Origin of the sequence: Paenibacillus agaridevorans, from assembly GCF_018604145.1 — a bacterium.
In the GTDB taxonomy this organism is placed as follows: Bacteria; Bacillota; Bacilli; order Paenibacillales; family Paenibacillaceae; genus Pristimantibacillus; species Pristimantibacillus agaridevorans.
On sequence record NZ_CP075889.1, the window covers coordinates 5,529,587 to 5,541,402 of the forward strand.

Annotated in this window: 13 protein-coding genes; 9 read left to right on the plus strand and 4 right to left on the minus strand. The window is 54.3% G+C overall.

What is annotated here, in order from left to right; all coding sequences use genetic code 11:
- Positions 1–38: 38 nt before the first annotated feature.
- Positions 39–866, plus strand: a complete 828-nt coding sequence (locus tag KJW29_RS22320; protein WP_214626256.1) for a purine-nucleoside phosphorylase — start codon at positions 39–41, stop codon at positions 864–866.
- 181 nt (positions 867–1,047) lie between these two features.
- Here KJW29_RS22320 and KJW29_RS22325 read toward each other — a convergent pair whose 3' ends face one another.
- Together KJW29_RS22325 and KJW29_RS22330 are read right to left on the minus strand one after the other, a co-directional pair.
- Positions 1,048–2,115, minus strand: a complete 1,068-nt coding sequence (locus KJW29_RS22325) for a Gfo/Idh/MocA family protein (RefSeq protein ID WP_214626257.1) — start codon at positions 2,113–2,115, stop codon at positions 1,048–1,050.
- 37 nt (positions 2,116–2,152) lie between these two features.
- Positions 2,153–2,920 carry a sugar phosphate isomerase/epimerase family protein gene (locus tag KJW29_RS22330; protein WP_214626258.1) on the minus strand — a complete coding sequence of 256 codons (768 nt, stop codon included), beginning with the start codon at positions 2,918–2,920 and terminating at the stop codon, positions 2,153–2,155.
- Positions 2,921–3,066: 146 nt separating this feature from the next.
- On the opposite strand from KJW29_RS22330, the gene KJW29_RS22335 reads away from it, so the two are divergent.
- Positions 3,067–3,909 carry an AraC family transcriptional regulator gene (locus tag KJW29_RS22335; RefSeq protein ID WP_214626259.1) on the plus strand — a complete coding sequence of 281 codons (843 nt, stop codon included), beginning with the start codon at positions 3,067–3,069 and terminating at the stop codon, positions 3,907–3,909.
- Positions 3,910–4,027: 118 nt separating this feature from the next.
- Here the strand turns inward: KJW29_RS22335 and KJW29_RS22340 are convergent, their stop codons facing one another.
- Positions 4,028–4,720 (minus strand): adenine nucleotide alpha hydrolase family protein, encoded by a 693-nt coding sequence (locus tag KJW29_RS22340; protein WP_246608882.1) that lies wholly within the window; start codon positions 4,718–4,720, stop codon positions 4,028–4,030.
- A 237-nt stretch (positions 4,721–4,957) separates the two neighbouring features.
- On the opposite strand from KJW29_RS22340, the gene KJW29_RS22345 reads away from it, so the two are divergent.
- Genes KJW29_RS22345 through mnhG form a run of 7 tightly spaced genes read left to right on the plus strand, consistent with a single transcriptional unit; the run spans position 4,958 to position 10,740 of the window.
- Positions 4,958–7,354 carry a Na+/H+ antiporter subunit A gene (locus KJW29_RS22345; protein WP_214626260.1) on the plus strand — a complete coding sequence of 799 codons (2,397 nt, stop codon included), beginning with the start codon at positions 4,958–4,960 and terminating at the stop codon, positions 7,352–7,354.
- Positions 7,351–7,773, plus strand: coding sequence for a Na(+)/H(+) antiporter subunit B (locus KJW29_RS22350; protein WP_108995335.1), 423 nt, complete (start codon positions 7,351–7,353; stop codon positions 7,771–7,773). The genes KJW29_RS22345 and KJW29_RS22350 overlap by 4 nt, the downstream gene beginning before the upstream one ends.
- Before the next feature lies 1 nt (position 7,774).
- Positions 7,775–8,113: a Na(+)/H(+) antiporter subunit C gene (locus tag KJW29_RS22355; protein WP_087571939.1), complete on the plus strand. Its 339-nt coding sequence runs from the start codon at positions 7,775–7,777 to the stop codon at positions 8,111–8,113.
- Positions 8,106–9,581 (plus strand): Na+/H+ antiporter subunit D, encoded by a 1,476-nt coding sequence (locus KJW29_RS22360; RefSeq protein WP_214626261.1) that lies wholly within the window; start codon positions 8,106–8,108, stop codon positions 9,579–9,581. The genes KJW29_RS22355 and KJW29_RS22360 overlap by 8 nt, the downstream gene beginning before the upstream one ends.
- 43 nt (positions 9,582–9,624) lie before the next feature.
- Positions 9,625–10,101, plus strand: a complete 477-nt coding sequence (locus tag KJW29_RS22365) for a Na+/H+ antiporter subunit E (protein ID WP_087571941.1) — start codon at positions 9,625–9,627, stop codon at positions 10,099–10,101.
- On the plus strand, positions 10,101–10,385 hold the full coding sequence (locus KJW29_RS22370; protein WP_087571942.1) for a Na(+)/H(+) antiporter subunit F1: 285 nt from the start codon (positions 10,101–10,103) through the stop codon (positions 10,383–10,385). The genes KJW29_RS22365 and KJW29_RS22370 overlap by 1 nt, the downstream gene beginning before the upstream one ends.
- The gene (gene mnhG, locus KJW29_RS22375; protein ID WP_246608334.1) at positions 10,363–10,740 is read left to right on the plus strand and encodes a monovalent cation/H(+) antiporter subunit G; all 378 of its coding nucleotides are present in this window, start codon (positions 10,363–10,365) and stop codon (positions 10,738–10,740) included. The genes KJW29_RS22370 and mnhG overlap by 23 nt, the downstream gene beginning before the upstream one ends.
- 24 nt (positions 10,741–10,764) lie before the next feature.
- On the opposite strand, the gene KJW29_RS22380 is transcribed toward mnhG, so the two are convergent.
- A complete protein-coding gene (locus KJW29_RS22380) occupies positions 10,765–11,778 on the minus strand; it encodes a zinc-dependent alcohol dehydrogenase (protein ID WP_214626262.1) in 1,014 nt (337 codons plus the stop codon).
- Positions 11,779–11,816: the final 38 nt, after the last annotated feature.

Below are 11,816 nucleotides of genomic sequence, written 5' to 3' on the forward strand. Positions count from 1 at the left end.
ATACTGAGTACAACCCAAGCAAGGGAGATGTGACACGCATGGACAACGTATTAGCCAAAATAAAGGAAGCATCCGCCTATATCGAAAGCAAACTCCCAGCCAAACCGCAAATCGGTCTGATCCTTGGCTCCGGACTCGGCGTAATGGCCGACGAGGTGGAGAACCCTGTCGTCATTCCGTACGGCGACATTCCTCACTTCCCCGTCTCCACGGTAGAAGGACATTCCGGAGAGCTTGTCATCGGCGATCTGGAGGGCAAAAAGGTACTTGTCATGAAGGGACGGTTCCACTATTACGAGGGCTACTCCATGAAGGAAGTCGTCTTTCCGGTCTACGTCAAGAAGGCGCTTGGCATCGGGACGCTGCTCGTCACCAATGCCGCGGGCGGCATGAACCGCGATTTCGCAGCCGGTGATCTCATGCTTATTACCGACCATATCAACAACACGGGCAGCAATCCGCTGATCGGCGGCAACGTCGCGGAGCTTGGTCCTCGCTTCCCGGACATGTCGCAAGCTTACAACCGGGAGCTGCGCGCCATCGTTGCGACCCAGGCCGAGAAGCTGGGTGTCAAGCTTCAGCAAGGCGTATACGTCGGCATCTCCGGTCCAACTTACTGCACGCCGGCCGAGCTGACGATGATGGCTCGCTGGGGCGCCGATGCCGTAGGCATGTCCACTGTGCCGGAAGTGACGGCAGCCAATTACTGCGGCGTGAAAACCGTCGGCATCACCTGCATCACCGACATGGCGATCGGCGACGAACTGGAACCTCTGACTCACGAGCAAGTGGTCAAGGTCGCAAACGAGACTCGTCCGAAATTCATCTCGCTGGTGAAGGCATCCGTCCGAGCGTTTACGGTGTAAACTTTAGCTTCAATGGGCATCTGTGCCACGCTCGCTCTTCTTCTGCGGCTCTACGCAAAGCCGCCAGGGACATCGACTCCCTGGCGGCTTGTTTTGTCTGGCTCGCTGCTTCGCGAGCCCGGCTAATCCCACTGGCGTTTCTCCGGCAACCGGTTTCCCGTTCGCCCTCAATATAGCAAATTTACAGCCTGACTTCTCTGCCGGTTTCCGCCGATTCGTAAATCGCGGCCAAAATTTTGATCATGTCCACACCCTGCTCCGGCGTGATCGTTGGTTTCGCGCGTCCCTCCAGGCAATCGACGAAATGTTTGATGTTCTCGGTATGCATCTTCACCTCGCCGGCGCCCTTAATAACCGGCACGGTATCCGTCAGTTGTCCGGCCGCTTCCGAGTAGATGCCAAGCTTGCCGCCCCGCAGGCTCGCTCCCGCCTTCGTGCCGCGCAGCTCGACGAAATTCATTTCCTCTCCAATGTTAGAGGCCCAGCTGAATTCGATCTGCAGCGTCGCGCCGTTGTCGAAGCGGATGAAGCCCGTTGCCAGATCTTCTACGTCGAAAGTGCCGTCCTCCTGACGATCGCCGAAGGAGCTATGGACAGAATCCGCAATGGTGTCGTTGGCGAACTTCGTGTACTTCGCTCCCGTGACGGATACCGGCTTCGGGTTGCCCATGATCCACGTCGCGAGATCGATGAAGTGCACGCCGAGGTCGATCAGCGGCCCGCCGCCCGACAGCTCCTTCGTCGTGAACCAGCCGCCTTTGCCCGGAATGCCCCTTCTCCGGATCCAGCCGCAGCGGCCCGTGTAGATTTCGCCCATGCCGCCTTCATCGGCCAGACGCTTCAGGAATTGCGAATTCGGGTTGAAGCGGTTGTTGCGCATAACCATCAACAGCTTGCCCGATGCGGCCGCCGCATCCGCCATCTTCTGCGCTTCGACGGGATTGACCGCGTCCGGCTTCTCGCAGAAGGTATTGTATCCCGCTTCCAATGCGGCAATCGCTATCTCCGAGTGATACAGGTTCGGCGTGCAGATATCGACGATGTCGAAGCCGCCATCGCGCAGCATGTCGCGATAATCCGTATAGACGCGGCTCACGCCCAGCTTCCCGGCAATTTCTTGCGCACGCTCTTTCCGGATATCGCATACCGCCACTACTTCTGCTTCCGGATGCTCCAGCCATGCCTCCATATGGGCCGCTTGGAAGATGCCGCCGGCTCCGATGACGCCTACTTTATATTTTGCGCTCATGTTCTGTTCCTCCCCGAATTATAAAAGAATGATTGTTTTATCGTTCAGCTCTCTGTTCCATCAAGCTCAGCAGATTGCCATAGCTCGTTCTCACGCAATCCATGGGAGCCGTCTTGCAGGAATCCTGCTCCACCACGTACCACTCAACGCCGCTAGTCTCTCCCCATTCGATGATAGGAGCAAAATCGATAACGCCCGTACCGATTGGCGCAAACGTGGCTTCCTCATCGTCCGTCATATCCTTTAAGTGTACGATGGGCATTCTGCCGCCGTAAGGCTCAAAGAAAGCAACAGGGTCGTGGCCAGCCTTCTTTAGCCAGAACACGTCGAGCTCCGCCAAAATTTCGTTGCCTGGAACAGGCTCAAGCAGGTAGGACAATGCGTCCTTGCCGTCCACCTTCGTCTCGAATTCGAACGCGTGGTTGTGGTAGCTGATCCGTATTCCACGGTCCTTGAGCTTGGCCGAGATAGCGTTCAGATCGGACCGCACTCCCTTGTAACCGCCTTCGGTCCGGATCGCCTCGGCGATGCCCGGGCATATAATGTCGATCGTGCCGAGCACTTCTGCCTCGTCCGCCACCTGATCCCCGCGTTCAAGCAATTCGTCAAGGCCAACGTGCAATCCCGCCGCCTTAAGCCCGGTCTCGTCCAAAATATCTTTAAGCGCTTTCGGATCGTGACCGTGAAAACCGGCGAATTGCACGCCTCCGTATCCAATTTGACTTATTTCACGAAGCGTTGCCGGAAAATCGCTTGCGCACTCCTCGCGCAACGTGTATAACTGAACTGCAATCTTCTCCCTCATTCTCTTCTTCCCCTTCCATCGACAATTACACCCAGTATAAAATGACGAAATAAGGAAGTGAATATCCGATTCTCCGCTTGTTGACTTATTTTGCAACGGTTATGATAGAGTCAATACTTCCTGATCCAAGAGAGGTGGTTACGCCTGTGGCCTCGCAAACGCAATCATGGACCATTCCCTTATCCGTCGGATATTCCCGACATGTCGTGCCCTTCCAAGGCTACATGAAGCACGACGATTCCGATCACCGCGTGCTCCTGCGCCTTCAAGCAAAGGGACGATGCCGCGTTTCGGTAAATGGCGTCACCTACCCCGTGGAGCCAGGCGATCTCATCCTGAGAAGACCTTGCGAAGAATACCGGCTCGATATCGAAGCGGTTTACGATGAGCAGGATGGCGTGATGCTGCCTATTGACAGCGTGGACTATTATTTGACCTGCGACGGGGAGTGGATCGAGAATTGGGCGCGGCGAAGCAAGGTTCAGGGCATCGTCCGCGTGGAGCCGATCGACGAACTGATGTCGCTCTGGAGGAAGCTGATCTATGAGAAGAGGAATTTGCACGGGGACAATTCGGAGATGATGGATGCTCTTGTCAAGGTGATATGCCTGTCCATCGATCAGCATGCGCAGAAGGCAGGGTCCGCATCACGGCCGGAACGTTATATCCCTTACCAGATTAAGCGCTACCTCGAGAAACACGCGACCGAGCCGCTTAAGCTGGATCGGGTGGCCGCCCGCTTTGGCGTCAGCGTGTCGACAGCCTCGCATTTGTTTAAGGGAACGTTCGGCCTCCCCCCCATGCGCTATGTCGTCGATATCCGGCTGGCCATCGCATCGGAGAGGCTTCTGCACAGCGACATGAATCTGGAGGATATCGCCGAAGCGTCCGGCTTCCGAAGCTATCCCTATTTCAGCCGGGCGTTCCGCTCCCGCTATAATGTCAGCCCAAGCGAATACCGTGCGCGGAACGGCCTCCAGACTCACTAGTCGGCTGCGATGTTACGGCATAATACGGCATAAAAATGGAGCTGTCCCAACAGTCAATGTTAGTCGACTTGTCGGAGCAGCTCCCAGTTCATTTTCCCTATAAGCAATTCGTTTACGGCTATTCTTTATTGCTGCACTGGGTGTTGGCGATATTGTTCGCGATATTGGCAACCGATCTCATCTGCTCTTCCATATCCTTCACGTAATCGTCCACGACCTGAACCTCGATCATGCAGTTGTTCGTCATAAATTTAAATACGCCGTTGTTAAAATCCGTTCCTAATTCTTTATAGAAAATGCCCTCGTAGACATCCTGATGCGTATGACTGAAGCTAAGCCTGTACTTCGTCTCTTCCTGCAGCAAATAAGCGCGAACGCCCTTCTCATAGAAGCCGTCGCCGTTTTTGAGCTCCCGCGAGACCGAAATAATATGAAGATCGACGAACGGAATCTCATTAAGCAAAATATTGATGAATGATCCCTTCGTAATCTCCTTCCAACGGCTCTGGGCGGTTTGTCCGAGAACAAGCTGGGTAATATTGTGTTTTCTTGCCACCTCGCCGATGACCTTGGCGATCGGGCGGCTCTCATTGTATTTGACGATAAACTGCTCGGCGCCATGCTCTTTGGCCAATTCTTTCCACTTCTCGACATAATGGATCTTTTCGATGTCCAGTTCGTCTTCAGGAAGGGGGTCCACTGTCAACACATAAAAGGGGCAGTTCAGCATGTTGGCAATTTTGCCGCCACGACGGATAAGCCTTTCACCGTTTGGTCCATAATAGACGCATACGAGTATGCTCTCATCCATTCTCCCGTTCTTCAATTTAACGATTCACCTCATCTAAGCTTCTAATACGGCAGCCGCGAATGAACATCCGAGAGGGCTCCCGTATCGAGACATTGACTACAGAGTACTGTTTTTACTTGGTTCTGTCAATGCGATTAGTGTATACTATTAGTTGGCATTACTATCTGCGCGGGTTAAAAATTGCGTACAGCCGATATGAACTATAATGAATTTAAGTACATATTAGGAGGTCACAAGTTGTCTTTGCTGCATTTTGCCGTTTTGCTGCCATTCCTCTACACCATTTTTGTGCCGTTGTTTTTCAAGAAATTGCCCCGTATCCACACGGGCTGGTTCGTGATCGTGATCCCTCTGCTTCTATTCGTTTATTTCCTGACGAATTTCCCGGTTCAGACCGACTCTCCCCCCATTGTTCATTCCGTTCCATGGATTGCTTCCGCCGGCATCCACTTCTCGTTGCATCTGGACGGTCTGGCGCTTTTATTCGCTCTTATCATTACAGGTATTGGCACTTTAGTTGTCCTTTATTCCATTTATTATATGTCGATGAAACGCGAAGCTCTCCATAACTTCTATGTTTATTTGCTTTTGTTTATGGGAGCCATGCTCGGTATCGTATTATCCGATAATCTGATGGTTATGTACGTGTTCTGGGAGGCGACCAGCGTATCGTCATTCCTGCTCATTGCCTATTGGTACCAGCGCAAAAAATCGCGTTACGGCGCGCAGAAGGCGATGCTTATTACCGTATTCGGCGGCTTCGCCATGCTTCTCGGCGCGCTGATGATCGGGACGGCCGCAGGAACATTCAGCATTCGCGAGATCATCGGCATGCGGGAGACGCTCGCGGATCATGCTCTGTTCCTCCCTGCCATGCTCCTGATTCTGCTTGGCGCGTTTACCAAGTCCGCGCAATTTCCGTTCCATATCTGGTTGCCTGACGCGATGGAAGCGCCGACTCCGATCAGCGCCTTCCTGCATTCCGCCACGATGGTCAAAGCCGGCGTCTATCTGGTTGCCCGCTTCACTCCCGTGTTCGGCGGCGATATGAACTGGTTCTGGATTATTGCGATCGTCGGTACTCTCACCCTATTCTGGGGTGCTTTCATGGCGATCCGACAGACCGACCTTAAGGCGCTTCTCGCCTATTCCACCATCAGTCAGCTAGGGCTGATCATGTCGTTGCTCGGCATCGGCTCTCTGGCGCTTAACCCGGATTTCGCGGCGGAGGCCGATTGGTTCGAAGCCGCCATTCTCGCCGCAATCTTCCATCTGTTCAACCATTCCATATTCAAAGGCTGTCTGTTCATGGTTGTAGGTATTCTGGACCACGAGACGGGCACCCGCGATATCCGCAAGCTCGGCGGACTGATGAGTCTGATGCCCGTATCTTTTACGCTGACCGTCATCGGCGGCTTGTCTATGGCCGGTCTGCCTCCGTTCAGCGGCTTCCTGAGCAAGGAGATGTTTTTTGCCGGGGTGCTGGCAGCGAACACGCATACGGAACAATGGACCTTGTGGCTGCCGATAGCGGCCTGGGTAGCCAGCATTTTCACGTTTGCCTATTGCCTGATTCTCGTATTCAAGACGTTCACGGGAACCTATCATCCGGACAGACTGGACAAAAAGCCCCATGAGGCGCCGATCGGCATGCTGATTCCGCCAATCTTGCTTGCTCTTATCGTCGTATCCGCGTTCTTCTTTCCGAATCTGCTGTCCTATAGTCTCTTCGAGCCGGCCATCCATTCGGTTCTGCCCGGACTGCGGCTGCCCGGGGAGACCTTCTATGTCAAGATTAAAGCTTGGCACGGCTTGAACACGGAGCTGTACATGACGATCGGCATAGTCGTAGTCGGCACGCTTCTGTACCGCACCTACAAGAAGTGGGGAGACGTCTACAACCTTCTTCCGCACAAGTATACGCTGGGCAGTCTCTACGACAATGGGCTGGCAGGCGCCGAGAAGCTCGCGGCCCGGATAACGAGCACCTATATGAACGGCTTCCTTCACAGCTATCTGAGCTATATCTTTGTATTTATCATCCTTCTTGTAGGCGGCTCGTTCGTACTGCTGGACGCTTTCGGCTACGACCTGTCGACCAACGCCGAGATCGGCTTGTACGAATACATTCTCGCGGGCGCAATCGCCGTATTGGCCGGCTTCGTCATCTCCGTCACCTCCAGGCTGACGGCCATCATTGCCGTGGGAGCGGTCGGTTATCTGGTCTCGCTGCTGTTCGTCATCTTTAGGGCGCCGGATCTCGCGTTGACGCAGCTCGTCGTCGAGACGATTACGACCGCGCTGTTCCTGCTGGCCTTCTACTTCCTGCCCAAGCTGAAGACGGAAGTGACGCGCATTCGGGTTAAGATATCCAATCTGCTCATCTCCGTCGGCATCGGTGCCCTGTTTACGCTAATCGGCATTGCGGCCCAAGGAAGCAATCAATTCAAGCCGGTATCCGAATACTTCCAGAATGCCTACGAGCTGTCCGGCGCCAAAAACATGGTCAACGCGATTCTGGTCGACTTCCGCGCGTTCGACACGATGCTGGAAAGCGTCGTGCTGTTCACGGCAGGCATTGGCGTTTACACGCTGATCAAACTTCGCAAGTCAAGGAAGGGGGGACAGCAGTGAAATTCCCTGACGTTATTCTGCAGACCGCAGCAAAAATACTTGTTTTTATCATCATGATTTATTCCATCTACATCCTGTTCGCGGGGCATAATAATCCAGGCGGCGGCTTTATCGGCGGTCTGATCACGGCTTCAGCGATTATGCTGCTGTATCTGGCGTTCGACGTGGAGACCGTAGGCGAAATTATTCCGTTAGACTTCAAGATCATCGGCGCCGTCGGCGTCATGCTGGCTCTGCTGACGGGGTTTGGAGCGGTGCTGTTCGGCGTGCCGTTCCTGACGCAGGTCTATCAATACGTGAATCTGCCGCTGCTCGGCAAGACGGGGCTGGGCACCGCTTTCGTGTTCGACCTGGGCGTCTATCTGGCCGTTGTCGGCACTACGGTAACAATAATTCGAAGCATTAGCGAGGACCTATAGTATGGAAATATTGATGACAATCGTCGCCGGTACGTTGTTCACCTCAGGTGTCTACCTCATTCTTAGCAAGACGCTTCTGCGCATCATTATGGGTCTGTCCCTGTTCACGCACGGCGTTCACATTATGCTGATGTCCATTAACGGCTTAAAGCGGGGCGCGGCTCCGCTGCTGGAAGAACAGGCCGCCAGCTATACCGATCCGGTGCCGCAGGCGCTTATTCTGACATCCATCGTTATCAGCTTTTCGCTAACCGCATTTTCGCTTGTGCTGGCTTACCGCACGTATAAGGAGCATGGCACCGACGATGTGGAGCGGTTAAGGGGACAAGATCATGAATAATATCGTTGTTTTGCCATTGTTTATACCGTTAATTTTGGGCGTTTCCCTGTTTTTCATCCGCAAGCATATCCGGCTCCAGCAATGGATAGCGTCTTTGGCCGCTCTTGCCACGCTCGCGGCATCGCTAATGCTGATGGGCCAGATTTCTTCGGAAGGCATACAGGTGCTTCATATGGGCGGATGGGAAGCTCCGTACGGCATTCCGCTCGTTGCGGATATGCTGGCCGCGATACTCGTCGCCGTCGCTTCGATCGTTACATTCGCTTGTCTGCTGTTCGCCTTTCATTTCATCGGGGAAGAACGGAAGAACTATTACGTGTATCCGCTGATGCTCATATTACTGTGCGGAGTAAACGGGTCGTTCCTGACGGGCGACATTTTCAACCTGTTCGTCTTCTTCGAAGTCATGCTTCTCTCGTCTTACGTGCTCCTCAGCTTAGGAGGCGGGAGAGTTCAATTGCGCGAAACCGTCAAATATATTGTCATTAATATTGTGGCATCCAGTCTATTCGTTATTGCCATTGCTTATCTGTACTCGATCACGGGCACGCTTAACCTGGCGCATATCGCGGAGCGTGTAGCCGAGAACGGCCAGAACGGCTTGACCACCACCGTCAGTCTGCTGCTGCTCACCGTATTCGGTCTGAAGGCGGGATTGTTTCTATTTTTCTGGCTGCCCGGCTCTTACAGCGCGCCCTCCGCTCCCATCGCCGCATTGTTCGCGGCGCTGCTGACCAAGGTCGGCGTCTACGTCATTATTCGGATGTTCACGCTTATCTTCAATCATCAGCCGCAAATTACGCATACGATCATCCTGTGGCTGGCCGCCCTGACCATGATATTAGGCGCGATCGGAGCCATTGCTTATTGGCGCATCAAACAAATCCTCGCTTACAATGTCGTTGTTTCGGTTGGCTTTATCCTGTTCGGAGTAGGCGTCGCCACCGATGCCTCCTTGGCGGGCTCCGTCTTCTACCTTGTCCACGATATGATCGCCAAAGCGCTGATCTTCATTCTTGGGGGAGCCGTCGTGTTCGTCGCCGGTACCGACCGGCTGCGCGAGATTAGCGGCTTGATCCGGTACCGCCCTATATTGGGCTGGCTGTTCTTCCTGTCCGCGCTGGCGCTTGCCGGCGTACCGCCGCTAAGCGGTTTTATCGGCAAATTCCTTATTTTGCAAGGCGGCGTGCAGGCCGAGCATTATATCATGGCCGCAATCAGCCTGCTGACGAGCCTCATGGTGCTCTATTCCGTTATCAAAATATTCATCAACAGCTTCTGGGGCGAATCGCTGCTAAGCGAAGGGGAGCAGAAGTCAAGCGCCCGCGGCACCCTGCTTCCTGGCTTCCTGCTCGCCGCGCTGGTCGTCGGCCTCGGACTTGGAGCGGATATCTTTATGCCTTATGTAGATCAAGCGGTTGAGCCCCTGGTGAATCCGCGAATTTATATCGACGCGGTATTATCGTAATGCGCGCCAAACAGATGCATTTCGCCGGAAGGATGTGTTCGGAATGACCCTGCAAATCTTGCTTAATCTATTGATTGCCGCCATGTGGATGATGCTTCACGATACATGGAACATGTTGACCTTCGCGATCGGCTTCGTGCTTGGCGCAATCATCTTGTTCGGGATGAGAAGATTTTTCCCTGCCCCCTTCTATGGAAGAAAGTTCTGGTTTCTTCTCAAGCTGGGCTGGCTGTTCAGCATCGAGCTGCTTGTCTCCAGCATTGTGGCCATCGAACAGATCATTCGGCCCCGGCTCAACATACAGCCTGGCGTATTCCGGATGCAGACGAGAATGAAGACCGAATGGGAGCTGTCTCTGCTCGCCAATCTTATGACGCTCACGCCGGGTTCGGTTGTTATGGAGATTGCTCCGGAGGATGGGCTGATGTACGTACACGCCATGGACGTGCCCCGGATGAAAAAGGGCATTATCCGAACGAAGGACAAGTTCGAGGATGTCATAATCGAGGTGATGCGCTAATGTTCCAAACACTGCTTATGGCGTCCATTATTATGCTTACCATTTCGATCTCGATTGCACTCTATCGGGTCATTAGAGGCCCTTCGCTGCCCGATCGGATTCTCGCGCTGGACTCCATCGGCTACAATATTATCGGCATCGTCGCCGTATTATGCATGATGCTGGACTCCAGCTCCTATCTGGAGACGATCCTGCTGATCGGCATATTGGCTTTCCTGAGTACGGTCGCGTTGTGCAAGTTTTTGGAAAGGGGCGTTGTCATTGACCGGAAGAGAAACGATTGAGTCTATCGTCGTCGTCATGGTGTTGATCGGTACGGTGCTAAGCCTGCTCAGCTCGCTCGGCTTCCTGCGTTTTCCGGATGTATATACACGTTCCCACGCGGCAACGAAGAGCATTACGCTCGGCATTTTATTTATCTTGTTAGCTACGTTCCTTTACTTTTTATTCGTCCACGAGCAAGTCAGCGTACGGCTGCTGCTCGGCATCATATTCGTCTTCCTTACGGCGCCCGTGACGGGACATCTTATCGCGAGATCCGCTTACCGTTACGGCGTCAAGCCATCCGGCGTTCAGGATGAGCTGGCTGCCGACCTGGAGAAGGCCAAGAAACGGACAACGGCAGACGACCGGACTTGAATCCGGGCGCCTGCCGTCTTTTTTTCATTGGGGCAAAATGTCATGATGACGGAACAACGTCGCGATCGCACCCGACGGCTTCAGATAGTTGTCGTATGCGGTGGCGGCCTGCTCCAGCGAATACTCATGCGTAATCAGCGGTTTCATCGAAATATGACCTTCCGCCAGCAGCCTGATATATTCCCCGATATTCCGTCCTTCCGTCCAACGGACAAACCCGTAAGGATAATCACGGTTCTCCTTCTCATATTGGCGATCGTACCGTCCCGGGCCGCCCGCCCTGGAAATAAGCACTTGGGCTTCCCGTCGGAACATCAGCTCGCGCGAAAACTCCATCGTCACATCGCCGACGATCACCACCTTGCCCCGGTCGCGAATCCATTGCAGCGAGCTATTGATCAACTCCTCGCCGCGCCCGCTTGCGCATACAAGCACCGCGTCTGCACCGCCGGCGCCCACGGCATCCTCCAGTCCACGCTCAAGCTCCTCGCGGCTGCCGAACATATGCCGCATGTCTTGGGAGCGCAACATCTCCACCCGCTCGCGATTCATATCGAACCCCGCCGTCCGATAAGCGCCGGCGCGGGCAATCTGGACAATCAGATTGCCCAACGTGCCCAGGCCGACCACAACGGCGGATTCTCCGAACCGCAGATCGGCGGTCCTAAGCGCGTGAATCGCAATGGCCCCCAGCCCGACGAATGCCGCTTCGCGAGGGTCGACACCGTCAGGCACAACCGCCGTCAAATTCGCGGGAACCGCCAACCATTCCGCATGTTTTACGTAAGGGGCGCCATAACAGGCGATGCGGTCGCCCACATTCAGTCCTTGTACGCCTTCGCCCAACGCCTCGACGACGCCAACCGCGCTATATCCCAAGACGGCCTGCTGCGCGTTTGCCAGCTTAACGCATCCGATCTCCGTGCCGGGACTGATGGCGGAATATTCCGTCCTGACCAGCACATGTCCTTCGCCGGGCGTCGGTTTGTCCAGCTCCGCCAACAAAATTTGGCCGTTTTGCGTTGCCACAGCCTTCACGTTCGATTCCTCCCCGAAATACTGACCCGTATGTTGTT